This window comes from Pseudomonas asgharzadehiana (assembly GCF_019139815.1).
GTDB classification, from domain to species: domain Bacteria; phylum Pseudomonadota; class Gammaproteobacteria; order Pseudomonadales; family Pseudomonadaceae; genus Aquipseudomonas; species Aquipseudomonas asgharzadehiana.
Window position 1 is genome coordinate 4,821,089 of sequence record NZ_CP077079.1, and the last position, 24,841, is coordinate 4,845,929.

At 61.2% G+C, this 24,841-nt stretch carries 21 protein-coding genes; 5 read left to right on the forward strand and 16 right to left on the reverse strand.

The genetic code is table 11. The features are described from left to right. Positions 1–174: 174 nt before the first annotated feature. The 5 genes from fabG to KSS96_RS21795 all read right to left on the reverse strand — a co-directional run bounded on the left by fabG (position 175) and on the right by KSS96_RS21795 (position 3,764). Positions 175–918 (reverse strand): 3-oxoacyl-ACP reductase FabG, encoded by a 744-nt coding sequence (gene fabG, locus KSS96_RS21775; RefSeq protein WP_017529483.1) that lies wholly within the window; start codon positions 916–918, stop codon positions 175–177. A 25-nt stretch (positions 919–943) separates the two neighbouring features. Next, entirely contained in the window at positions 944–1,882 is a 939-nt protein-coding gene (fabD, locus tag KSS96_RS21780; protein WP_017529482.1) for an ACP S-malonyltransferase, read from the reverse strand. 140 nt (positions 1,883–2,022) lie between these two features. After that, positions 2,023–3,033, reverse strand: a complete 1,011-nt coding sequence (plsX, locus tag KSS96_RS21785) for a phosphate acyltransferase PlsX (protein WP_217855319.1) — start codon at positions 3,031–3,033, stop codon at positions 2,023–2,025. Between the two features lie 4 nt (positions 3,034–3,037). Further along, on the reverse strand, positions 3,038–3,220 hold the full coding sequence (gene rpmF, locus KSS96_RS21790) for a 50S ribosomal protein L32 (protein WP_003179396.1): 183 nt from the start codon (positions 3,218–3,220) through the stop codon (positions 3,038–3,040). A 13-nt stretch (positions 3,221–3,233) separates the two neighbouring features. Next, on the reverse strand, positions 3,234–3,764 hold the full coding sequence (locus tag KSS96_RS21795; protein WP_017529480.1) for a YceD family protein: 531 nt from the start codon (positions 3,762–3,764) through the stop codon (positions 3,234–3,236). A gap of 105 nt (positions 3,765–3,869) precedes the next feature. Here KSS96_RS21795 and KSS96_RS21800 point away from each other — a divergent pair, with 105 nt between their 5' ends. After that, positions 3,870–4,448: a Maf family protein gene (locus KSS96_RS21800; protein ID WP_116079775.1), complete on the forward strand. Its 579-nt coding sequence runs from the start codon at positions 3,870–3,872 to the stop codon at positions 4,446–4,448. Between the two features lie 132 nt (positions 4,449–4,580). Here the strand turns inward: KSS96_RS21800 and KSS96_RS21805 are convergent, their stop codons facing one another. From KSS96_RS21805 to rluC, 3 genes are read right to left on the reverse strand one after another with little or no spacing between them, the layout of a single operon-like run. After that, the gene (locus KSS96_RS21805) at positions 4,581–5,564 is read right to left on the reverse strand and encodes a S49 family peptidase (RefSeq protein WP_017529478.1); all 984 of its coding nucleotides are present in this window, start codon (positions 5,562–5,564) and stop codon (positions 4,581–4,583) included. A gap of 23 nt (positions 5,565–5,587) precedes the next feature. Next, the gene (locus KSS96_RS21810) at positions 5,588–6,250 is read right to left on the reverse strand and encodes an HAD-IA family hydrolase (RefSeq protein WP_017529477.1); all 663 of its coding nucleotides are present in this window, start codon (positions 6,248–6,250) and stop codon (positions 5,588–5,590) included. Further along, the gene (rluC, locus tag KSS96_RS21815; protein ID WP_003175615.1) at positions 6,237–7,196 is read right to left on the reverse strand and encodes a 23S rRNA pseudouridine(955/2504/2580) synthase RluC; all 960 of its coding nucleotides are present in this window, start codon (positions 7,194–7,196) and stop codon (positions 6,237–6,239) included. The genes KSS96_RS21810 and rluC overlap by 14 nt, the downstream gene beginning before the upstream one ends. A 767-nt stretch (positions 7,197–7,963) precedes the next feature. On the opposite strand from rluC, the gene rne reads away from it, so the two are divergent. Further along, on the forward strand, positions 7,964–11,173 hold the full coding sequence (rne, locus tag KSS96_RS21820; RefSeq protein WP_194145317.1) for a ribonuclease E: 3,210 nt from the start codon (positions 7,964–7,966) through the stop codon (positions 11,171–11,173). A 62-nt stretch (positions 11,174–11,235) separates the two neighbouring features. On the opposite strand, the gene KSS96_RS21825 is transcribed toward rne, so the two are convergent. The 3 genes from KSS96_RS21825 to KSS96_RS21835 form a co-directional block, all read right to left on the reverse strand. After that, complete coding sequence (locus KSS96_RS21825; protein ID WP_065876821.1) at positions 11,236–11,814, reverse strand: nucleotidyltransferase family protein; 579 nt, start codon at positions 11,812–11,814, stop codon at positions 11,236–11,238. Further along, positions 11,811–12,797 (reverse strand): XdhC family protein, encoded by a 987-nt coding sequence (locus KSS96_RS21830; RefSeq protein ID WP_065876822.1) that lies wholly within the window; start codon positions 12,795–12,797, stop codon positions 11,811–11,813. The genes KSS96_RS21825 and KSS96_RS21830 overlap by 4 nt, the downstream gene beginning before the upstream one ends. Positions 12,798–12,942: 145 nt before the next feature. Continuing rightward, positions 12,943–14,274: a dicarboxylate/amino acid:cation symporter gene (locus tag KSS96_RS21835; RefSeq protein ID WP_017529473.1), complete on the reverse strand. Its 1,332-nt coding sequence runs from the start codon at positions 14,272–14,274 to the stop codon at positions 12,943–12,945. 338 nt (positions 14,275–14,612) lie between these two features. Between KSS96_RS21835 and KSS96_RS21840 the strand changes: the two genes are divergently transcribed. After that, the gene (locus KSS96_RS21840) at positions 14,613–15,611 is read left to right on the forward strand and encodes an AraC family transcriptional regulator (protein WP_017529472.1); all 999 of its coding nucleotides are present in this window, start codon (positions 14,613–14,615) and stop codon (positions 15,609–15,611) included. Positions 15,612–15,729: 118 nt separating this feature from the next. Here the strand turns inward: KSS96_RS21840 and KSS96_RS21845 are convergent, their stop codons facing one another. The 3 genes from KSS96_RS21845 to KSS96_RS21855 are packed head-to-tail and all read right to left on the reverse strand — an operon-like array spanning position 15,730 to position 18,077. After that, positions 15,730–17,076, reverse strand: coding sequence for an ATP-binding protein (locus KSS96_RS21845; RefSeq protein WP_017529471.1), 1,347 nt, complete (start codon positions 17,074–17,076; stop codon positions 15,730–15,732). After that, positions 17,073–17,750, reverse strand: a complete 678-nt coding sequence (locus KSS96_RS21850) for a response regulator (RefSeq protein WP_010208358.1) — start codon at positions 17,748–17,750, stop codon at positions 17,073–17,075. Before KSS96_RS21850 ends, KSS96_RS21845 begins: the two co-directional genes overlap by 4 nt. An 18-nt stretch (positions 17,751–17,768) precedes the next feature. Further along, positions 17,769–18,077, reverse strand: coding sequence for a hypothetical protein (locus KSS96_RS21855; RefSeq protein WP_017529469.1), 309 nt, complete (start codon positions 18,075–18,077; stop codon positions 17,769–17,771). A gap of 118 nt (positions 18,078–18,195) precedes the next feature. Between KSS96_RS21855 and KSS96_RS21860 the strand changes: the two genes are divergently transcribed. After that, positions 18,196–18,912 (forward strand): 4'-phosphopantetheinyl transferase family protein, encoded by a 717-nt coding sequence (locus KSS96_RS21860; protein WP_065876823.1) that lies wholly within the window; start codon positions 18,196–18,198, stop codon positions 18,910–18,912. Between the two features lie 64 nt (positions 18,913–18,976). Here KSS96_RS21860 and KSS96_RS21865 read toward each other — a convergent pair whose 3' ends face one another. Beyond that, on the reverse strand, positions 18,977–20,587 hold the full coding sequence (locus KSS96_RS21865; RefSeq protein WP_017529467.1) for an ATP-binding protein: 1,611 nt from the start codon (positions 20,585–20,587) through the stop codon (positions 18,977–18,979). Then, on the reverse strand, positions 20,584–21,309 hold the full coding sequence (locus KSS96_RS21870; protein ID WP_017529466.1) for a response regulator: 726 nt from the start codon (positions 21,307–21,309) through the stop codon (positions 20,584–20,586). The genes KSS96_RS21865 and KSS96_RS21870 overlap by 4 nt, the downstream gene beginning before the upstream one ends. 585 nt (positions 21,310–21,894) lie before the next feature. Here KSS96_RS21870 and KSS96_RS21875 point away from each other — a divergent pair. Next, on the forward strand, positions 21,895–24,786 hold the full coding sequence (locus KSS96_RS21875; protein ID WP_017529465.1) for a ribonucleoside-diphosphate reductase subunit alpha: 2,892 nt from the start codon (positions 21,895–21,897) through the stop codon (positions 24,784–24,786). The last annotated feature ends 55 nt before the right edge of the window (positions 24,787–24,841 follow it).

A 24,841-nucleotide genomic window follows, 5' to 3' on the forward strand; every position in this document is an offset into this window, starting at 1 on the left:
ATGGACAAATTCAGGCAGCTGGCCAGTGGGTAAGTGTATAGAAAGCCATTTCAGCTTTTCAACTGAAAGCTTCACCCTGTACCCGCTCGGCCACCTGTCTATAAATTAAGTTGCAGCTTTATAACGGATTTTAGACAGCTCGTATGACATTTTTTTGAAGCGATCCGTCACAATTTAACTCATGTACATCCCGCCGTTCACCGGGATTGTAGCCCCAGTCACGTATGCCGCACCGTCGGATGCCAGGAAAGTGACCACATTCGCGATCTCTTGAGCCTGGCCCAGACGGCCCAGCGGAATCTGCGTCAGCAAGGCTTCACGCTGTGCTTCAGGCAGTTCGCGGGTCATATCGGTGTCGATGAACCCTGGGGCCACCGAGTTGACCGTAATCGACCGCGAGCCGACTTCACGCGCCAGTGCACGGCTGAAACCCTCCAGACCGGCCTTGGCGGCTGCATAGTTTACTTGGCCTGCGTTGCCCATGGCACCCACTACGGAGCCAATATTGATAATTCGACCCCAACGCGCCTTGGTCATCCCACGCAAAACACCCTTGGACAGGCGAAACAGACTGTTCAGGTTAGTATCGACCACGTCGTGCCACTCGTCGTCTTTCATGCGCATCATTAGGTTGTCACGGGTGATACCGGCGTTATTCACCAGAATCGCCGGCGCACCGAACTGTGCGGTGATCTCGGCCAGTACGGCAGCCACGGACTCGTCGCTGGTCACGTTCAGCTCAAGGCCGGTGCCTTGAACGTCGTTTTCCTTCAGGGTAGCGGCGATACGCTCGGCGCCCGAAGCAGACGTGGCGGTGCCGATCACGATAGCGCCCTGACGGCCCAGTTCCAGGGCGATCGCCTGGCCAATGCCACGGCTGGCGCCGGTAACCAGTGCAACTTTACCTTGCAGACTCATGCAGGCTTCTCCTAAGTTCGAGGGGTCAGGCCTGCGCCGCGCGAGCGGCAGCGAAGGCATCCGGGGTATTGAGGTTGGCAGTCGACACGCCATCGGCGCAGCGTTTGTTCAGGCCTGCCAGGACTTTGCCTGGGCCGCATTCGACCAGCTCGGTGGCGCCGTTGGCAGCCAGGGTCTGGACCGATTCAACCCAGCGCACCGGCTTGTACAGTTGTTCCAGCAGGTCGCGCTTGAGGGTCTCGAGGTCGGCGGCTACCGCCGCGCTGACGTTCTGTACCAGCGGGATCTGCGGCGCCTGCCAGTTGATGGCGGCGATGGACTCGGCAAAACGCTCGGCCGCCGGGCGCATCAGCTCGCAGTGCGACGGCACGCTCACCGGCAACGGCAACGCGCGCTTGGCGCCACGGGCCTTGCAGCCTTCAATGGCACGCTCGACTGCCGCCTTGGCACCGGCAATCACCACCTGGCCTGGGGAGTTGAAGTTCACCGCACTGACCACTTCACCCTGGGCCGCTTCGGCGCAGGCTTCGATCACTACCGCGTCGTCCAGGCCCAGGATAGCGGCCATGCCGCCCTGCCCAGCCGGGACGGCTTCCTGCATCAATTGACCACGGCGCTCGACCAGCTTGACGGCCTCACCCAGGGTCAGGCTGCCCGCCGCTACCAGGGCGCTGTATTCACCCAGGCTGTGACCGGCCACGAATGCCGGGCGCGCGCCGCCTTCGGCCAGCCACAAGCGCCACAGGGCGATCGAAGCGGTCAGGATGGCCGGTTGGGTTTTATCGGTTTGATTGAGTTGCTCTTCCGGCCCTTGCTGGGTCAGCGCCCACAGGTCGTAACCCAGGGCGTCGGAAGCTTCCTTAAAGGTGTCCAGGATCAACGGGTATTGCGCGCCCAGCTCGGCCAGCATGCCGAGGGACTGCGAACCCTGCCCTGGAAAGACGAATGCGAGGGATGTAGACATGTAACAAGCCCCTAAATGATCAGGTCGTCGGAAATGGTCGCTCCCGATCTTAAAATGAAGGGTGGGAGCGCACGAAACTGACAGATTGGATGGTCAATTGAACTGGCCGGTCACATTTAAGCACTCCCGGGCCAATTCGCCTAAGGCAACAGATCCTCAAGACGGCCGTGCAACCGTTGCGGCAGGTTTTCCTGGATCTCGATCACGGCTCGCGCAATGGCACTTTGAAACCCTTCCACACCGGCCGAACCGTGGCTTTTCACCACAATGCCCTGCAACCCCAGAAAGCTCGCGCCGTTGTGCCTTGCCGGCGCCAGGTCAGCCTGTAACCGCCGCATCAATGGCAGCGCCAGGGCGCCGACAAAGCGCGAGACCATGCTCTGCTTGAACAACGCCTCAATGCGCGCGGCGATCATGGTCGCCAGCCCTTCACTGGACTTGAGCAGGATATTGCCGACAAACCCGTCGCACACCACCACATCCGCTTCGCCGCGGTATACACCGTCACCCTCGACAAAACCGATGTAGTTCAGGCCGCGCGCGCCTTGCAACAGGGTAGCGGCCAGCTTGACCTGCTGGTTGCCCTTGATGTCTTCGGTGCCGATATTCAGCAGGGCGACTCGCGGGCGGGCCACGCCCAGCGCTTCGGCGGCCACCGAGCCCATCACGGCGAACTGGAACAGGTGCTCGGCACTGCAATCCACATTCGCGCCCAGGTCCAACAGCTGGCAATAGCCTTTCTGCGTCGGAATCGCCGCGACCATCGCCGGTCGGTCAATACCCGGCAGAGTCTTGAGCACGTGCCGCGATAACGCCATCAACGCCCCGGTATTACCGGCACTGACGCAGGCTTGCACCTTGCCATCACGCAGCAACTCCAGGGCCACCCGCATTGAGGAGTCGGGCTTGCCGCGCAACGCTGCCGCCGGCTTTTCATCCATGGTGATGGTTTCGCTGGCTGGCGCAATCGTCAGGCGCGCGCGATCCACAACCGGATGGCTGGCAATCAATTCTTCAAGGAGTGAGGGTTGACCGACAAGGGTCAGGTGCAACGAGGGCGTGGCAGACAGGCTGGCAATGCAGGCCTGAACAATGCTGCGGGGACCGAAGTCCCCGCCCATTGCGTCAATCGCGATGACTTGAGCAGACAAGTGATTACTCGTCAGCGCCCTTGTCGATCACTTTACGGCCACGGTATACGCCTTCTGGCGATACGTGGTGACGCAGGTGAACTTCACCAGTGGTCTTTTCCACGGACAGGGTGCTAGCCTCGAGAGCGTCGTGCGAACGGCGCATGTCACGGGCGGAGCGGGATTTTTTGTTCTGCTGAACAGCCATAATTGATTAACTCCTAAACGTTTGGGTCACGCTTTAACTGCGCCAATACACTGAACGGGTTGGACCGCGTTACCTCGTCCTCGCTCGGCTCGGCCTCGTCATCGAGACCCTCCGGCTGCTGGCATTCTTCCGGATGATGAGCAGGCACAATGGGCAAGGCGAGCAGAAGCTCCTCCTCGATCAGTGCATGCAGATCCAATGGATCTTCGCCCAGTTCCAGCACGTCATAACCTTTCGGCAACGACTGGGTATTCGCACCCTCCTTCACCACGGCGTAACTGCATTCGCTGTGGATCGGCAGGGTGACCAGCTCAAGACAACGCTGGCAAACCATTTTGACTTCGGTGTCGACAAAGCTGTGGATCACCACAGATTTGCGTTCATCTCGTTCAAAAACGAATTTGGCCTGCACCGTACCGACATCGTCGGAAAGCGGGTCGCAGAGTCTCTTCAAATCGGCCAGCAGCAGTTCACCTTGAAGGGTGGTGCCACGGTCAGCCAATTTGCGCGGGTCAACGTGAGGTGGAATCGGGTCATTCAACATAGGCGCAGCATTATAGGGATGCACCCGGCCATGTCAAAGGAAATTCAGCCCTGTGCGTCAGCCGGTCGCCCCGCTAGAATCCGCGACTGCTTTGAGGAGATGCCCATGCTGCCTTTATTACTTGCTTCCAGCTCGGTTTATCGCCGGGATTTGCTGAGCCGCCTACGCCTGCCGTTCATCTGCAGCTCGCCGGATATCGACGAAAGCCACCGTGCCAACGAGCCTGCCGTGGAACTGGTCAAGCGCCTGGCTGAACAGAAGGCACGCGCCCTTGCAGCTCAATACCCCGAGCACCTGATTATCGGATCGGACCAGGTTGCCGCACTGGACGGGCGGATTATCGGCAAACCGCACACCTTCGAAAACGCCCGCGAGCAGTTGTTGGCGGCCAGCGGCAAGCGTGTGAGCTTTCTCACCGGCCTGGCGCTGCTCAATACCAAGACAGGGCACTGCCAGGTGGACTGCGTTCCGTTTACCGTACACATGCGCGAACTGGACGTTGAGCGCATCGAGCGCTATCTGCGGACCGAACAGCCTTATGACTGCGCGGGCAGCTTCAAGGCCGAAGGGCTGGGCGTGAGCCTGTTCCAGAGTACCGAAGGGCCGGATGCCACCAGCCTTGTAGGCCTGCCACTGATTCGACTGGTGGACATGCTGCTGGCCGAAGGCGTGCAAATCCCCTAGGAGAAACATAAATCAAAATGTGGGAGGGGCTTGCCCCCGATAGCGATGGACCCACCAGCTTATTTATGGCTGACACACCGTCATCGGGCACAAGCCCCTTCCACATTTTTGATATCTACCTGCCCCGAACTGTCAGCGCAGGCTCGGGCCCTGGAAGCCCATGTACAGGGCCAGCTTCTCCGCCACGCTGGCACCGAGTTTTTTGGAGAAGCGATCAAACGGCGATTCCTCAACCGTGAAATCCACCAACTCCTTCTCGCCAATCACGTCACGCGCCACCGAACTGGCACTGCCCAGGCCATCGACCAAGCCCAGCGGCAGCGCCTGCTCGCCTGACCAAACCAGACCCGAGAACAACTCCGGGTGCTCTTTGTCTTTCAGACGATCGCCACGCCCCTGCTTCACGCTGGCAATGAACTGGCGATGGGTAGTATCAAGTACGCCCTGCCAGAACTGGGTCTCATCGGCCTTTTGCGGCTGGAATGGGTCAAGGAACGCTTTGTGCTCGCCTGAGGTATAGGTGCGACGCTCTACCCCGAGCTTCTCCATGGTGCCAACAAAGCCGTAACCCGCCGCTGTCACACCAATGGAACCCACCAGGCTGGCCTTGTCGGCATAAATCTGGTCAGCGGCGCTGGCAATATAATAGGCACCCGAAGCCCCCAGGTCGGAAATCACCGCATACAGCTTGATATCCGGATGCAGGCCGCGCAGACGGCGAATCTCGTCATACACATAGCCCGACTGCACCGGGCTGCCGCCTGGGCTGTTGATGCGCAGGATCACGCCCTTGACCTTTGGGTCCTCAAATGCGGCACGCAGACTGGCGACGATGTTATCGGCGCTGGCCGGCTCCTTGTCGGCGATGACCCCACGCACTTCGATCAACGCGGTGTAGTTGGCGCCGCGCGTCGCGCTTTTTTCCATGTCCATCAGCGGGCTGAACAAGGCCAGCATGAGTAACAGATAAGTAAAGGTCAGCAGCTTGAAGAAAATCCCCCAGCGCCGTGCGCGACGTTGCTCCTGGACGCTGGCCAGAAGCGTCTTCTCCAGCAGCTTCCAGCTTTTGTCGTCACCACTTTCTGCCTTTTCAGGCGCTTTCCACTCGTCACTCATGTGCCATCAACCCCGGCTAAGACTTATCGGGCCCGGCTGAGCCAGGCCTGCAATTGCGAAAAATGATCGATCATGACCCTGGGCTCATATGGCTGCAACGCCTCGGCGGATTGGGCGCCATAGCTGACCGCCACACTGTCCATGCCGGCGTTGCGCGCCATCATCAAGTCGAAGGAGGCGTCACCCACCATCAGTGCCTGGCGGGCAGACACGCCGCAATGAGCCAGGATCTGCTCCAGCATCAGAGGATGTGGTTTGCTGGCGGTTTCATCGGCGGCGCGGGTGATATCGAAATAGTCTTCCCAGCCATGGGCCCTGAGCACCCGATCCAGCCCGCGACGCGCCTTGCCGGTGGCGACCGCCAGGTAGTAACCCTCGGCACGGAAGGTGTCCAGCGATTGCACAACCCCTTCAAACAGCGGCGAAGGCTCAGCCTCCAGCGCAATGTAGTGATCGGCGTAGTGCTCGCGAAAAGTGATCAACTCAGGGTCGGTGATTTCGGGATACAGGGTGCGAATCGCCTCAGGCAAGCCCAGACCGATAATGCCCTTGACCGCCAGGTCGCTGCACAACGCAAAGCCTGAACGGGTAGACGCCACGTGCATTGATTCAACGATACGGCCAATGGAGTTGGCCAGGGTCCCGTCCCAATCAAAAATCAGCAGCTTGTAATCAAGGTGCGACACTCAAACGCTCCACGGTCTTGGCCCACATCTCATCGACCGGCGCCTGCAGCTTCAATTCGCCACCATCCGGCAGCGGCACAGTAAGCATGTAGGCATGCAGGAACAGGCGCTTACCGCCCAGGTCGCGGATTTCCTTGGAGAAACCCTCATCACCGTACTTGGTATCGCCCGCAATGCAGTGGCCCGCATGCAGGGTATGCACGCGGATCTGGTGGGTACGCCCGGTCACCGGCTTGGCCTCGACCATGGTGGCGAAGTCACCGAAGCGGCGCAGCACCTTGAACAGGGTCAGGGCTTCTTTGCCCTCCTCGTCCACTTCGACCATGCGCTCGCCCGAACGCAGGTTGCTCTTTTGCAGCGGCGCGCGGACGCTCTTGATCGAACTGGCCCAGTTGCCGCGCACCAGCGCCATGTAGCGCTTGTCCACGCCATCGCCACGCAGGGCGGTGTGCAAGTGGCGCAGCATGCTGCGTTTTTTGGCAATCATCAGCAGGCCAGAGGTATCGCGGTCCAGCCGATGGACCAGCTCAAGCTCCTTGGCATCCGGGCGCAATTGACGGAAGGCTTCGATCACGCCGAAGTTCAGGCCGCTGCCACCGTGAACCGCAATGCCACACGGCTTGTTGATCACGATCAGCTTGTTGTCTTCGAACACGATCGATGCTTCCAGGCGCTGCAACAGCCCCTGGGCCAAGGGCACAGGCTCGTCACGCTCAGGCACGCGCACGGGCGGCACACGAACGATATCGCCCGCCTGCAACTTGTACTCGGGCTTGATGCGCCCCTTGTTCACGCGCACTTCGCCTTTACGCAAGATGCGGTAAATCAAGGTCTTGGGCACGCCTTTGAGCCTGGCCAGGAGAAAATTGTCGATGCGTTGGCCGGCATATTCCGGCGAGACCTCAAGCAGCTGGACGCTGGGGGTCGGGGGGGCGGTAGTCGTCATGGCGGCGATGATAACAATTTTTTATGGAATTGAAGCACTTAATCATTGCTGCTATAGTCGCGAACGCCGCCAAAAGCGGCCTGGCCAGAGGACATGCGGCAAACTGCCGGCCCTGACCATCGCAATTCATCAGGACGCGAGGCCGTCCTACGGGGCTTTCGCCACCTTGGAAGGCTCAGGATTGTAACAAGCGCAGGTGACATGAGGCCTGAAGCGAGTGCGATGCGCAGAGTGAATACTCGCGTTGCGCGCCGATATTTACGGCCAGTTCACAAAGTGCAGTCAGTCTTGTGCCAGACCATGGCGAATGCTTCGGAAACAACGCCTGTTAAGAGCTGAGTGAGAGCGCAATCGCCCACATTCAGTCTTGTTTAGCCATGAGCGTGGACTCCCCATTGGAGAACACGGTAAATGCCAACCCGCTGCGGATTCTGCGCGCGGCAGCACCCGAATTATCAGGGATACGTGTAGGGTGGAGATGCACAACCGTCGGACCGTGTAGCACTAGGCTTATATTTAGACGCTTCATCTCGTCCACAGTCGTCGGTTGATTCCTCCTCCTGACCTTAGCTTTTGTTGAAGTGGTGCCTTTGTCACCACCGCTAACAAGCAGGACGCGTCCGTCGCGATGCCCGCCCAATTGGCAGGCTTTGCTGGACACTGGAGTGGCCAACCACTCTTGACGCACCTGACACCGACCGTGAGAAGTCGTGTGTGCCGAACGCCGTTTCCGGCAGCCCGGAAACCGACGGTACAACATGAAAAGAATGCTGATTAACGCAACTCAACCCGAAGAGTTGCGTGTTGCACTGGTAGATGGCCAACGCCTCTACGACCTGGACATCGAGTCCGGTGCACGCGAGCAAAAGAAGGCCAACATCTACAAAGGCCGTATTACTCGCATCGAACCAAGCCTTGAGGCAGCCTTTGTCGATTTCGGCTCCGAGCGCCACGGCTTCCTGCCCCTCAAAGAAATCTCCCGCGAGTACTTCAAGAAAGCCCCTGAAGGTCGCGTGAATATCAAGGACGTCCTGAGCGAAGGCCAGGAAGTCATCGTTCAGGTCGAAAAAGAAGAACGTGGCAACAAGGGTGCAGCCCTGACCACTTTCATCAGCCTGGCCGGCCGTTACCTGGTGCTGATGCCGAACAACCCACGTGCCGGCGGTATCTCCCGTCGCATCGAAGGCGAAGAGCGCAACGAACTGCGTGAAGCGCTGAACGGCCTGATCGCACCGGCCGACATGGGCCTGATCGTGCGCACTGCGGGCCTGGGCCGCAGCAGCGAAGAAATGCAGTGGGACCTCGACTACCTGCTGCAACTGTGGACCGCCATTAAAGAAGCCTCGCTGGATCGTTCCGCGCCGTTCCTGATCTACCAGGAAAGCAACGTGATCATCCGCGCTATCCGCGATTACCTGCGCCAGGACATCGGCGAAGTGCTGATCGACAGCGTTGAAGCCCAGGACGAAGCCCTGACCTTCATTCGCCAGGTGATGCCGCAGTACGCCAGCAAGATCAAGCTGTACGAAGACAGCGTGCCGCTGTTCAACCGTTTCCAGATCGAAAGCCAGATCGAAACCGCCTTCCAGCGCGTGGTTGAACTGCCTTCCGGCGGCTCCATCGTGATCGACCCGACCGAAGCCCTGGTGTCCATCGACATCAACTCCGCGCGCGCCACGAAGGGTAGCGACATCGAAGAAACCGCCCTGCAGACCAACCTGGAAGCGGCTGAAGAAATCGCCCGCCAGCTGCGTCTGCGTGACATCGGCGGCCTGATCGTGATCGACTTCATCGACATGACCCCCGCCAAGAACCAGCGCGCCGTGGAAGAGAAAGTCCGCGAATGCCTGGAAGCTGACCGTGCCCGCGTACAGGTCGGCCGCATCTCGCGCTTCGGCCTGCTGGAGATGTCCCGTCAGCGCCTGCGCCCTTCCCTGGGCGAGAGCAGCGGCATCGTCTGCCCGCGCTGCAACGGCACCGGCATCATCCGTGACGTTGAATCGCTGTCCCTGGCGATCCTGCGCCTGATCGAAGAAGAAGCCCTGAAAGACCGCACCGCCGAAGTCCGCGCGCAAGTGCCGATCCCGGTTGCAGCCTTCCTGCTCAACGAAAAACGCAACTCGATCACCAAGATCGAACTGCGCACCCGCGCCCGTATCGTGATCCTGCCGAACGATCACCTCGAAACGCCGCACTTCGAAGTGCAGCGCCTGCGTGATGACAGCCCGGAAGCCCACAGCGGCCAGTCCAGCTATGAAATCGCCGCGGCAGCTGCCGAAGTGGAAGAAGTCCAGCCAGCTGCCGCGACCCGCACCCTGGTTCGCCAGGAAGCAGCCGTGAAGACCGCGCCGGCCCGCGCCAACGCACCGGTGCCGGTTGAAGTCGCAGCCCCGGTTGCCGCGCCGGCCGCCCTGCCTGAGCCAAGCCTGTTCAAAGGGCTGGTGAAGTCGCTGGTCAGCCTGTTCGCCAGCAAGGAAGAGCCTGTGGCACCGGTAGTGGTTGAAAAACCAGCATCCGAACGCCCGGCACGCAACGAAGAGCGTCGCAACGGTCGCCAGCAAAGCCGTAACCGCAACGGTCGCCGTGACGAAGAGCGCAAGCCTCGCGAAGAACGTGCACCGCGTGAAGATCGCGCGCCACGTGAAGAGCGTGCGCCTCGCGAAGCCCGTGAAGACACCCCGGCCGTCGCCCGTGAAGAACGTGCACCCCGCGAAGAGCGCGCACCCCGCACCCCGCGCGCCCCACGTGAAGACCGCAAGCCACGTGGCGAGCGTGAAGAGCGCGTGCGTGAACTGCGCGAGCCGCTGGACGCCGCCGCGCCAGCCGTTGCTGGCGCTGCCGCCACTACCGAAGAGCGCCCGGCCCGCCAGCCGCGTGAAGAACGCGCCCCACGTGAAGAGCGCCAGCCGCGCCCTGCGCGTGAAGAGCGTCAACCACGCGCCGAGCAAGCCGCTGCCGCCAGCGAAGAAGAAGTGCTGACCGGTGAAGAGCACTCGCAGGAAGATGGCCAGGAAGGCGCCGAAGGCGACCGTCCACGCCGCCGCTCCCGTGGCCAGCGTCGTCGCAGCAACCGTCGCGAGCGTCAGCGTGATGCCAACGGCAACGTGATCGAAGGCTCGGAAGAAGCCGGCGAGAACGCGCAGGCCCACACCAGCGAACCGACCGGCGCCGAACTGGCTGCCGGGCTGGCCGTTACCGCTGCCGTTGCCAGCTCGGTCATCAGCGCACCTGCTGAAGCCCAGGCTCACGAGCAAGCTGAACGCGCCACGGCTGCTGTCGAAGAAACCGCTGCTGTAGAAGCGCCTGTTGCCGAGACTCCCGTAGTTGAAGCACCTGTCGTTGAAGCCACCACCCCGATCGAAGCCCCAGTGGTTCCGGAAGTGGAAGTGGCACCGGTTCGCGACGCCCAGCCAGACACCGAAGTGGTTGCCGTTGAACCGGCTCCAGTGGTTGAACCTCAGCCAGTGGTTGAAGCCCCGGTTGAAGTCGCGGCTCAAGCCCCGGTTGCCGAAGAAGCCGCCCCGGCAGTGCGTGAAGTTCGTGAAGTTCGTGAAGAACAGACCGCCTTCCAATGGGCTGCCGAGCCCGCCGCTCCGATTGAAGCCCAAGCGCCTGCGCCTGTCGTAGAAGAAGCGCCGGCACCGGTTGCCGAAGTGGTTGAAGCGGCTCCGGTTGTGGTTGCCGAGCCTGCGCCAGCGGTCGAAGTGCCGGCCGTCGCCGAAGTTGAAGCGCCAGTGGTCGAAACGCCCCCTGCCAGCGCCCTGACCGAAAACGGCCGCGCACCGAACGACCCTCGTGAAGTGCGTCGCCGTCGCAAGGAAGCTGAAGCCGCCGCTGCTGCTGCTGCTCCAGCCGTAGTCGAAGCCGTCGAGGCGCCAGCCCCGGTTGCTGAAACCGTGGTTGAGCACGCCGCTGCTGAAGCAGTGGTAGAGCACCAGGCCCAGGAAGAAGAACACGAGACCAAACCTCTCGTCTGATTCCATGAGCCACTAAAAAGCCCCGCCTGAGTGATCAGGCGGGGCTTTTTTATGGTTGCTGATTAGCGGTAATCCAACGACGCGGGCACATCCACATCCCATGACACACCGGGGTCATCCACCGGCACTTCCTTCAGCGCAGCCTGCGCAAACAGCGATTTGGCACCACGGTCCCCGGTCAATACCATCAAGGCAGGCCCGAATGCGCGGGCAAACGCGACCGGATGCCCATATCGCCCGGCATGCACGGGCACGTTGATGCTATCGAGACCTTCCATCACGCGCTCGATTGTCGAGGCCTGAATAAACGGCATATCCCCCAGCACCACCAGCCAGCCCTGCGCCGAAGCGCTGGCCGCGACGCCTGCGGCAATGCTGTGGCCCATGCCGGCCGATTGCAGCAACAAGACCTTGCAGCCATACGTTTTGGCCAACTGAATAACGGCCGTACGATCCGGCGAAGTCACCACCCAGCGCTCCACCAGCCCCTGCGGCAGATTCACCAGCACCTGTTCGATCACCGGCCGCGTCACGCCGTCCCGGCCGACGCAGGGCGCCAGCAACTTATCCTGATCCCTCCCCGCTTCAGCGCGAAACCGGCTGCCCTGCCCTGCCGCCAGCACAATCGCGGCGAGCGTCACTCAACCACCACCGGCAAGGGTTTTTTCTGCATCGGCGCCACGCCATTTTTGATCGCGACAATTTCCGCCAGTAGCGACAGAGCGATTTCCGCCGGTGTGTGGCTGCCGATATGCAACCCAATCGGCCCGTGCAACCGCGCGATCGCCGCCGCCGATAAGCCCAATGCAGCGAGGGTTTCCCGGCGTTTTTGCGTGTTGACCCGCGACCCCAGCGCACCGATGTAAAAAGCACTCGAATTCAACGCAGTCAGCAATGCCATATCGTCCAGACGCGGGTCGTGAGTCAGGCAGACAATGGCCGTGCGCTCGTCGGTCTGGATACTCAATACCGCTTCATCAGGCATGCCCGGCACAAAACGACCATGTTGCTCTTCCCAGCCGTACACAAACTCTTCACGCGGGTCGCAGATCAACACTTCAAAATCCAGCAAACGCGCCATTTCGGCCACGTAGCGCGACAGTTGCCCGGCACCGATCAACAGTAGGCGCCAGCGCGGGCCGTAGATGGCCCGCAAGCGTTCACCGTCGAAGCTCACCACGTCGGTCTTGCTCGCGCTGCTCAAGGTGACTTCGCCGGTGACCAGGTTCAGCTCGCGCGCGACGACTTGATGGTCCTCACAACGCGCCAGCAATTCCTCGACCCAACCCCAGTCATCCACCCGCTCTTCAGTCAGGCGCAGGGTGCCGCCGCAAGGCAGGCCAAAACGCGCCGCTTCATCGCGCGTCACGCCGTAGGTCACCAATTGCACGGGCGGGCCGTCAGCGGGTAAGCGGCCATCCTGCAGGCGCGCGATCAGGTCATCCTCGATGCACCCACCCGAAACCGAGCCAATCACCACCCCATCGCCGCGCAAGGCCAGCATCGCCCCCGGTGGGCGCGGGGCACTGCCCCAGGTCTGCACCACGCTGTACAACACCACTCGCTGCCCGGCGCGGCGCCATTCGAGCACGCTACGCAGGACATTCAGATCCACACTGTCCATCACGCCTCCCGCCAGCGTTGTTGCTGAAATATTTATTTACTGTAAAGCAAAAGAATTCAAAAGTGGCCGCGCACAAACGCAAACGCCCCGAACCAGTCGGGGCGTTTGCAGATGACGGCTAGCGTGAGTTCACGCCATCAGTCGTTTACTTGACCACAGGTGCAGGGCCTTCGGCCACGCCCAGGTCATCGAGTTCGCGGGTTTCGGAGATACCGGTACCACCGGACGCCAGCTCGCTTTGCAGCTTGTCGGTGTCCAGTTCCTTGACCCACTTGGCCACAACGATAGTGGCAACTGCGTTACCCACCAGGTTGGTCAGTGCGCGGGCTTCGGACATGAAGCGGTCGATGCCCAGGATCAGCGCCAGGCCGGCAACCGGCAGGTGGCCGACGGCCGACAGGGTTGCCGCCAGTACGATGAAACCACTACCGGTCACGCCGGCAGCACCTTTGGAGGACAACAGCAGCACCAGCAGCAGGGTGATCTGGTGGGTGATGTCCATGTGGGTGTCGGTCGCCTGGGCGATGAACACGGCCGCCATGGTCAGGTAGATCGAGGTACCGTCGAGGTTGAACGAGTAGCCGGTCGGGATCACCAGGCCTACCACGGATTTCTTCGCGCCCAGACGCTCCATCTTGATCAGCATGCGTGGCAGTGCGGATTCGGAAGAAGAAGTACCCAGTACGATCAACAGCTCTTCACGGATGTAGCGGATCAGTTTGATCACACTGAAGCCGTGGGCGCGGCAGATGGCGCCCAGCACCACCAGCACGAACAGGACGCAGGTGATGTAGAAGCAGATCATCAACTGGCCCAGTTGCACCAGCGAACCTACACCGTAGGCACCGATGGTGAACGCCATCGCACCCAGGGCACCGATCGGCGCAAGCTTCATGATCATGTTGATGATGTTGAACATCACGTGGGCGAAGCGATCAATGAAGTCCAGTACCGGCTTGCCGTAGGCGCCCAGGCGGTGCAGGGCGAAACCGAAGATCACCGAGAACATCAGCACTTGCAGGATGTCGCCGTTGGCGAAGGCGCCGACAATGGTGTTCGGGATAACGTTGAGGATAAAGCCGACGATGCTCTGGTCTTTACCGGCAGTCACGTAAGCCGCGACTTTGGACGCGTCCAGGGTGGCCACGTCGATGTGCATGCCGGCGCCCGGTTGCACAACGTTCACGACAACCAGACCGATCAGCAGGGCGATGGTGGATACGATTTCGAAGTACAGCAGCGCGTAGCCGCCGGTTTTGCCGACCGATTTCATGCTCTGCATGCCGGCGATGCCGCTGACAACGGTGCAGAAGATGATCGGCGCAATGACCATTTTGATCAGTTTGATAAACCCGTCACCCAGCGGCTTGAGGGCCACACCGGTCTGCGGGTAGAAGTGGCCCAGCAAAATACCGATAACGATTGCAACGATCACCTGGAAATACAGGGATTTGTAGATTGGCTGACGAGTCGTCATTGCGAAATTCCTCAAACGTCCCATGGGGCAAATATCCGCCATTGCCCACGGCACTTGAATTGCGAACCCTCCTGCACTGGAGGGATTTGTTGTTTACGAGGCCTGTAGGACTAAGCCTGCGCTGTCTTGTGTATCGCAAACGCCGTGCCACTTTCGGCAAATCCGCTAAAGGCCTTTAGACATCAGGGTTTAGGGTTTCCAAGCAGGGTTCCCGCCACCGAAGCGGTTGGCGGATTTCCGCCGCACGGCCCGATCCCGTCCTACAATTTGGCGGATATCCGCCTTGTTGCCCTGCTCGTCAATGACTACCCTCTGGCCTTCCGCAACGAGGGCCCCGCATGCGTGAACGTACCATCGCCAGTCACTACGCCCGCGCTGCCCTCGGGGGTGCGCGTCGGGCCGGTTACGATTATTCGGGCCTGCTCCAGCAGGTGGGCATCACTCCTGAATTGTTGACCGAAGCGCGTGCACGCATCACCCCGGAACAATTTACCCACTTGCTGCAAATGCTCTGGCAGGGGCTGGACGACGAATACCTGGGGTTCGCCGAGGCCCCGAGCAAACGCGGCACCTTTGCCATGATGTGCCACGCGCTGATTCACTGCCGCACGCTGGAGAAGGCCCTGGAACGCGGCTTATTATTTTATAGCCTATTCCCACAAGGCCCGCGCTGGCAGCTGACGCTAGATGGCGAAATGGCCCACTTGAGCCTGGATGACTCGCACCTATGGGACCCGGACCACTTTCTCAGCGAATGCCTGCTGGTGATCTGGCATCGCCTGGGCAGTTGGCTGATTGGCCAGCGCATCCGGCTGCACCAGGCCACGTTCAGCTACCCGATGCCCGCCCACGCCAGTGAATATGACCTGCTGTTCCCCTGCCCCCTGGTGTTCGGTGCACCGAACAGCAGCCTGGTGTTTCCCGCCCGCTATTTGAGCCTGCCGCTGTTGCAGGACGAACGCACCCTCAAACATTTTCTCGAACGCTCCCCCGCCGACCTGCTGTCACGCCCGGATGAAGGCGATAGCCTGAGCAGCCAGTTGCGTCGTCTGTTAAGTCGCGACCGCACGCCCTGGCCGGATCTGGAAGCCGTCGCCCAACACCTGCACGTCAGCCCGCAAACCCTGCGTCGGCATTTGCGCGAAGAAGGCACCAGTTTCCAGACGCTCAAGGACGAACTGCGGCGGGACATCGCCATCTACCACTTGGGCCGGGCGGATTTGTCGTTGCAAGCGATCGCCGAGCAGTTGGGCTTTTCAGAACCGTCGGCGTTTCATCGGGCGTTCAAGAAGTGGACGGGGCTCACGCCGGGGGCCTACAGAGCGCAGGAGCGTTAAAGATGTGTCGCCTGGCCGGGCCTCATCGGGGGCAAGCCCCCTCCCACACTTGAATGTATTCAGAGATCAAAATGTGGGAGGGGCTTGCCCCCGATGAGGCCTTTACAGCCCATAAGGATCAAACAGCCGGAAAATGAATCCTGAACGCCGCCCCACCCAAAGGTGAATCGCCCAGGGTCAGCCGCGCGCCGTAGCTTTCGATGATGTCCTTGACCACCGCCAGCCCAATCCCCTGTCCAGGGTGCTGGCGGTCCAGCCGCTCGCCGCGCTGCAAAATCCGCGCGCGCTGATCCGGCGGTACGCCGGGGCCGTCATCTTCGATGCACAACTCGATGCCTTCAAGGCTTTCTACCAGGCTGATGTGCACTTCGCTCAGGCACAGGCGGTAGGCGTTTTCCAGCAGGTTGCCGAGCAACTCGAGCAAGGCGCCCTTCTCGATTGGTATGTCGCACGCCTGCGGCAAGTCAAAAGACACCGTGACGCCCTTGTCGCGGTACACCTTGCCCAGCGTATCGCACAGGCTTTGCAGCACCGGTTCAAGGCGCACCTGATGGCGCACCAGGCCGCTTTTGCGCAAGCTGGCACGTTGGAGCTGATAGCTGATCTGCTGGCTCATGCGCTCGATCTGCGATTGCAGCACCCAGGCCTGGTCGCGGTCCTCGGGGCGCTGGGCCATGTCTTCGCTCACGCCTTGCAACACCGCAAGCGGGGTTTTCAGGCTATGGGCCAGGTCGTCCAGAGAATCGCGGTAGCGCGCCCGCTGCTCGCGTTCACTGTGCAGCAAGCGGTTGAGGGAGCCGGTAAGGCGCAGTAATTCACGGGGGTGTTGTTCGGAGAGACTTTCACGGGTGCCGCCCTCGATCTGGTCCAACTCCTGGCTCAACCGCCGCAAGGCTTGCAGGCCCCAGGTCAGGCCCAGCCACAGTAAGGTCAGTAGCACCAGCAATGCCGCGCCGAAACCCAGGTAAAGGTTCTCGCGCAGGCCCTCCAGGGTCAGCTGGTATTCACGCACCGGTTGCAGGGCCACGATACTGAACGCCGCGCTCTTGCCGCCAAGCAGCTTGACCTCCACGTCATAGACGAAGAATTCCTGGCCGTCGGCCTCGCGGATCCGCGCAAACTCATTGCCACGCCCGTCGTAACGCGGCTTGTAGTTGATGTTTTCGTCGCGGGTCGCCCGCGAGCGCCACACCAGGTGGCCTTCGCGGTCGTAGATATAGCCGAGCAACCGGCTATCGGTGAGGTTGAAACGCTCATCCGGCAATTGCGCCGGCATCAGCAGACGATTGTTTTCGACCCGCGCGGCCGAGATCAACGTCGTGACATCCGACGCCAGGCGCTGCTCGATAGAGTCCTGCAACGCCAGGCTGAACGCACCTTGCATGGCGGGCAACAAGCCCAGCATAAACAGCACGGCCAGGGTGGTGGCCGCCAGCATCAAGCGCACGCGTAACGAGCGAATCAACGGCAGCGCTCATTGAACAGGTAGCCCAGGCCGCGCACGGTGTCGATCGGTTTGAACCCGGCCGGGCCTTCCAATTTGCGGCGCAGGCGGCCGACCAGCACTTCAATGACGTTTGGATCACGCTCGTCATCATCGGGGTAGAGCTGTTCCATCAAGCGGTCCTTGGCGACGACTTGCTGGTGATGGCGCATCAGGTATTCGAGGATGCGGTATTCGTAGGCGGTCAATGCCAAGGGCTGTTCGTCGAGCGACGCTTGCTTGCGGTTGAGGTCCAGCAGCAGAGGCCCGGCGACGATGGTCGACTGGGTAAACCCGCTGGAGCGACGCAGCAAGGCGTTCATGCGCGCCTCCAGCTCTTCGAACTGGAACGGCTTGACCACATAGTCGTCGGCACCGGCGGCCAGGCCTTCGACCTTGTCCTGCCAGTTACCGCGTGCGGTGAGGATCAGGATCGGGAAGGTCTTGGCCTGGGTGCGCAATTGGCGGATCAGGTCCAGGCCGCCCATGCCGGGCAGGCCCAGGTCGATGATCGCCAGGTCGTGGTTGAATTGGCCGGTCTGGTAAAGCGCCTCTTCGGCATTCGCCACAGCCTCGACCACATGGCCGCTGTCGGTCAGGCGGGTAAACAAGTGATGACGCAACAGCGCCTCATCTTCCACCACCAGCAATTTCATAAGGCTCTCCAAAGCAAATCAACTGTCCGACAGGAGGACATCATAGCGGCCCTGCAGGTCTTGCGGGCGCAGTTTAATGCCATTGAACCGGCCGCTCAGATGTTCATAGCCGACGCGGTAGGTTGGCTGCGGGGCAGCAAGCCCCAGGGCCTGGCCCCAAGGCTGGGGCTGGCTGCCTGCATCCTCGAAACTCACACGCTGGATCAGGCTACTGGTTTTCTTGGTTTTCTCCCTGCCGAACTCGGCGAAGGCACCTTCCGAGGCTTGGGCCCCGGCGGTGGCACTGAGCAGGGTCAAGGCCAACATCAGCTTTTTGATCGCAGTCATGGTGGGTTACCTCATACGCGTTTGGGCTGTTGTGACCAGCCTACGCAAACGCCCCTGAACTCCCCCTGAACAGCCGCGGGCTATCCGCGGGCGCTGCAACTCGGCAAAATACCGCCCCATGACGCCCCTACCCGCTTGCTGCACTCCACTCGATGCCCATTGGCCGCTGCCCGTTCCCTTGCCGGGCACGGTGTTTCTCAGCACCCGTTTTGACCCGGCGCTATTAACCGCTGGGGACTTCCAGCGCAGCGCCGTGCCGCCACCGCCGAGCATCCAGCGCTCGGTGGCCAAGCGCCAGGCCGAGTTTCTCGCCGGTCGAGTGTGTGCCCGCGCCGCACTGCAACAGCTCGACCACCTCAACTGCATCCCCGCGATCGGCGAAGACCGTGCGCCGGTATGGCCTTCGCATATCAGTGGCTCGATCACCCACAGCACCGGGCATGCGGCAGCGATTGTCGGGCACAAGGCCCAATGGCGCGGGCTGGGCATGGATCTGGAAAATGTGCTGACACGAGAACGGGCGGAGCGCCTGGCCGGGGAGATTCTCACCGCTGATGAATTGCAGCGCATGGCCACGGTAGACCGCGAGCAGGCGGCCCTGTTGGTGACGCTGACGTTTTCGGTCAAAGAGAGCCTGTTCAAGGCGCTGTATCCGATTGTGCAGACGCGCTTCTACTTTGAGCATGCCGAGGTGGTGCAATGGTCGCCGGCCGGGCACGTGCGCTTGCGGCTGTTGATCGACCTGTCCAGCGAGTGGTGCCACGGCAAGGAGCTGGTTGGGCAGTTTGCGGTGGCTGATGGGCAGTTGTTGAGCCTGGTGGCCGTCGGCGTCTGATCGATCGCTATTGGGAGCAAGCCCCCTCCCACACTGTGATCTGTGGCTACCTTCGACAGCGGTGTCAGGGCTTGTCCTGATCCCTCGGCCAACTCAGGCTGAAGCATGCCCCGCCCAGGTTATTGCTCTTGCCGATCAGCGCCCGCCCGCCATGCCAGTAAATAATCCGCCGCACAATCGACAAGCCCAGGCCATGCCCGCCGGACGCGCGGGTGCGGCTGTCGTCGAGACGCAGGAACGGCGTAAAAATGCGTTCCCAGGCACTTTCCGGCACACCGGGGCCGTCATCTTCCACATCGATGCGGCAACGTACCTGGCCGACCTGATAACTGATCAACACCTGGCCCTGGGCATGGCGCATGGCGTTGCTCACCAGGTTTTGCAGGGCGCGGTGCAGGTAACGCGGTTCGGCGTCGACCCAGGCATCGTCCCAATGCGCCGATGACAGGCAGATCCCACGGGCGACGGTCACTTGCGGGCGCAGTGGCGATAATTCGCCGATCACTTGGTCGAGCAACGCATCAAGATCGACCCGCTGGAAATTCAGCTCCGGCGCGCCCTGCTCAAGCCGGGCGTAGGTGAGCATTTCATCCACCAGGCCGTCGAGGTCCTGGATATCACTGTCCATGCCGTCCAGGTACTTGCGCCGCGTTTCAGGGGTGGCGGCTTCGCCAATCATCTCCAGCCCAAAACGCAGGCGCGCCACCGGTGTGCGCAGTTCATGGGACACGGCGCGCACCAGTTCTCGCTGGATCGCCAGCAATTGTTGCAAGTGCTCGGCCATGCCATTGAACGCCGCGGCCAGGCGCCCTACCGAGTCGGCGCCACGGGCCGGTACCCGCACCTCCAGATTGCCTTTGGCGATGCGTGTGGCGGCGGCTTCCAGGCCGCGCAGCCGACGCTCGAGCTGACGCACCAAGAGATAGACGATCAGGCCGATCAGGGTCAGGCCGATCAAGGCGATCAGCACCAGCCATTGCGGCGGATACGGGTTCATCTGGTACAACGGGCCGAGCTCCAGCACCCAGGGCGTGCCGACCATACCGGCAAACACGCGGATCGAGTCGCCGCCCTTGCCCAGGGCCATCACCGTATCGCCTTCCGACACACGGCGACGCTGGTCATCGTCCATGTCCGCCTGATCGAGTGTCATCAAGTGCATGTCGAAGCCAAAGCCCTTGGCCTGTTTTATATCCGCCAGCCGTTGCGGTTGCTCGGCCACCGCAAAGCGCACCAGTTCGTCGGCCAACAGGTAAATGGTCGCACGGGCCAGCTGCTCGCTGATCTGCTGCACCTCCCCCGTGAGCACCCACTGCTCTTTATCACTGACCAGGCGCAGCACGCGGGCGGCATGGGGCCCGGTCTGCTGTACCAGCACGTGGCCGCGTTGCAGGCGATTGCGCTGGCTGAGGTCCAGCTGGGCGTCGGTGAGGCTGCGCAGTTCCAGCGGAATGCCCAGCAAACGCTCCCATACCGCCAACGCGCGCTGACGCTCGATGGCGCTCATGGGGCGCAGGTTGTCGCCCATCAAGGCGAAGGTGCCATGGGCCAGGCGTTCGCGGTACTGGCCGCTGCGCACCTCGTTGAGCAAGTGCAGGGCCAGCACACCGAGCAGCGCCACCAGAATCAGCGCCGCGCACATGCCGCCGTAGATGCGCAGGAAGATCGAGTTCACAGCGGCATGTCGGCGCAGGCTTCGGGGACGAACAGGTAGCCTTTGCTGCGGATGGTCTTGATCAGGCGCGGGTGAATCGGGTCGTCGCCGATTTTGGGGCGAATGCGCGAAATGCGCACATCAATGGAGCGATCCTGACCGTCATAGCCGACGCCACGCAGGGCGATAAAGATTTCTTCGCGGGACAGAATGCGCCCGGCATTCGCCACCAGTAGCCACAACAGGTCGAATTCGGCGCTGGTCAGTTCGATGCCGCTGTCATGCAGCCAGGCTTCGCGCAGGGCGTTGTCCACCACCAACGGGCCGAATTGCAGGCGGCGCTGGTTTTCCACCGCCACGGGCTCGACCGGCTCGCTGCGCCGTAGCAAGGCCTGGATGCGCGCCAGCAACAGGCGCGGGCGCACGGGTTTGCATACGTAGTCGTCGGCGCCCATGTCCAGGCCGAGCACCTGGTCCATGTCGTCGGTGCGCGCGGTAAGCATCAGGATCACGCCGTCATAGCGTTCGCGCACCTTACGGCAGATGCTCAGGCCGTCTTCACCGGGCAGCATCAGGTCGAGGATCACCAGGTCCGGTTGCTCGGCGATGATCCGCGCCGCGGCCAGGGCGCCGTCACCTTCGACCGACACGCGCAGGCCGTTGCTCTCCAGGTACTCGCGGGTCAACTCGGCCAATCGCTGGTCGTCCTCGACAATCAATATGTGCCAGGCTTCTTGCTCCATGCGTTGTCCTCATTGTTATAAAAAATGCCCCCTCCCACAGGTTGGTCTTCACCAGGCAGATACCCTGTTTGTCATGTTGGGAAGGCATAAAAGGAGGCGATTGTAGCCATGCCCCAACCCTTGCGCACAAGCCGGGAAATCCATTCGGTGATCGCATTTTTTTGTGATAGGGTTCGCGCCCTTCGAAATTCGCCGGGCTGTTTGGTCCTTGGAACATTTAGTGACAAACGGCGCAATGCAGCAGTGATGCGGCCTACACGGCAGTTCCACCTTTCATACACATTTTACTCACAGCGTTATCCACAGGTTAGTGCGTTGCTAAGGCGTCCAAAACGCATTATCTTGTAGCTCGGCGACAACACAGACCCTACATGTAGGGTTTTTGAACAAATTGCCCAACCACACAAGTGGCACGAAATTCAAGCGTTTTATTGCTGACACAGCGTGGAACCAACCGATTTTCAGTAGACCAAACCGCTCACGCGGATGGCACCTGTTTCTCCATCCCGATATGGAAAACGGTACGGGTGTTGCAGGAAGAGCCTGGCACTCGCAATCAAATATAGAACGTGGAGACAACCCCCCATGCAAACCGACACAACTCGCGAGAACCCGCAGGGCTCCGTGCCGCAGGCCGCTGATTCGAATATGGATCTGTCCGCTACCGCACCTGGCCAATTGCGTGTGATCAAGCGTAACGGCACTGTCGTTCCTTACACCGATGACAAAATCACCGTCGCCATCACCAAAGCGTTTCTCGCAGTTGAAGGCGGCACCGCTGCCGCTTCGTCGCGCATCCACGACACCGTTGCCCGCCTGACCGAACAGGTCACCGCGACCTTCAAGCGTCGCATGCCGTCGGGCGGCACCATCCACATCGAAGAAATCCAGGACCAGGTCGAACTGGCCCTGATGCGTGCCGGCGAGCAGAAAGTCGCCCGCGACTACGTGATCTACCGCGATTCGCGCGCCAAGGAACGTGCCGTGCACGCACCGGCCGCCGAAGCCGTGCAAGCCCACCCCTCGATCCGCATCACCCTGGCCGACGGCAGCTTTGCGCCGCTGGACCTGGGCCGCCTGAACACCATCATCACCGAGGCCTGCGAAGGCCTGGAAGAAGTCGACGGTGACCTGATCCAGCGCGAAACCCTGAAGAACCTATACGACGGCGTGGCCCTGACCGACGTCAACACCGCCCTGGTGATGACCGCCCGTACCCTGGTTGAACGCGAGCCGAACTACTCGTTCGTCACCGCGCGCCTGCTGATGGACACCCTGCGTGCCGAAGGCCTGGGCTTCCTGGGCGTGGCCGACAGCGCCACCCATCACGAAATGGCCGACCTGTACGCCAAGGCCCTGCCTGCCTACATCGCCAAGGGTATCGAATTCGAATTGCTCAACCCGGTCCTGGCCACCTTCGACCTGGAAAAACTCGGCAAGGCGATCAACCACGAGCGTGACCAGCAATTCACCTACCTGGGCCTGCAAACGCTTTACGACCGTTATTTCATCCACAAGGACGGTATCCGTTTCGAACTGCCGCAGGTGTTCTTCATGCGCGTGGCCATGGGCCTGGCCATCGAAGAGAAGCACAAGGAAGACCGTGCGATCGAGTTCTACAACCTGCTGTCGTCCTTCGACTACATGTCGTCGACCCCGACCCTGTTCAACGCCGGTACCCTGCGCCCACAGCTGTCGAGCTGCTACCTGACCACCGTGCCGGATGACCTGTCGGGCATCTACCACGCGATCCACGACAACGCCATGCTGTCCAAATTCGCCGGTGGCCTGGGCAACGACTGGACCCCGGTACGTGCACTGGGTTCCTACATCAAGGGCACCAACGGCAAGTCCCAGGGCGTCGTACCGTTCCTCAAAGTCGTGAACGACACCGCCGTTGCGGTCAACCAGGGCGGCAAGCGCAAAGGCGCGGTGTGTGCCTACCTGGAAACCTGGCACATGGACATCGAAGAGTTCATCGAGCTGCGCAAGAACACCGGTGATGACCGTCGTCGTACCCACGACATGAACACCGCCAACTGGATCCCCGACCTGTTCATGAAGCGTGTCTTCGATGACGGCAAGTGGACCCTGTTCTCGCCATCCGAAGTGCCGGACCTGCACGACCTGACCGGCAAAGCCTTCGAAGAGCGCTACGAGTACTACGAAGCCCTCACCGAGTACCCAGGCAAGGTCAAGCTGTTCAAGACCATCCAGGCCAAAGACCTGTGGCGCAAGATGCTGTCCATGCTGTTCGAAACCGGCCACCCATGGCTGACCTTCAAAGACCCATGCAACCTGCGCAGCCCGCAGCAGCACGTGGGCGTGGTCCACAGCTCGAACCTGTGCACCGAGATCACCTTGAACACCAACAAGGACGAGATCGCCGTTTGCAACCTGGGCTCGATCAACCTGCCGAACCACATCGTCAACGGCAAGCTGGACACCGCCAAGCTGGAACGCACTGTCAACACCGCCGTACGCATGCTCGATAACGTGATCGACATCAACTACTACTCGGTGCCGCAGGCGCAGAACTCCAACTTCAAGCACCGTCCGGTCGGCTTGGGCATCATGGGCTTCCAGGACGCTTTGTACCTGCAGCACATTCCGTACGGTTCGGATGCGGCGGTCGAGTTCGCCGACAAGTCCATGGAAGCGGTCAGCTACTACGCGATCCAGGCCTCCTGCGACCTGGCCGACGAGCGCGGCGCCTACGAGACGTTCCAGGGTTCGCTGTGGTCCAAGGGCATCCTGCCGCTGGATTCGCAACAGATCCTGATCGAAGCCCGTGGCCAGAAGTACATCGATGTCGACCTGAACGAAACCCTGGACTGGGCACCGGTACGTGCCCGTGTGCAGAAAGGTATTCGTAACTCCAACATCATGGCCATCGCGCCGACCGCGACCATCGCCAACATCACCGGCGTATCGCAGTCGATCGAACCGACCTACCAGAACCTGTATGTGAAATCGAACCTGTCGGGCGAATTCACCGTGATCAACCCGTACCTGGTTCGCGACCTGAAAGCTCGCGGCCTGTGGGACTCGGTGATGATCAACGACCTCAAGTACTACGACGGTTCCGTGCAGCAGATCGAGCGCATCCCGCAGGAGCTCAAAGAGCTCTACGCGACTGCATTCGAAGTGGACACCAAGTGGATCGTTGACGCCGCCAGCCGTCGTCAGAAGTGGATCGACCAGGCGCAGTCCCTGAACCTGTACATCGCCGGCGCTTCGGGCAAGAAGCTTGACGTGACCTACCGCATGGCCTGGTACCGTGGTCTGAAAACCACTTACTACCTCCGTGCCCTGGCAGCGACCAGCACCGAGAAGTCGACCATCAACACCGGCAAGCTGAACGCAGTGTCCAGCGGCAACCATGGTGATGATTCGGTTCTGGCTGCTCCAGCCGGCCCGGCACCCGTGCCAAAAGCCTGCGCGATTGACGAGCCGGATTGCGAAGCTTGCCAATAAGCTGAGCCCATTGGGTTAACCACCCAAGTTGAAAGCCCCCGATAGGCTTACGGCG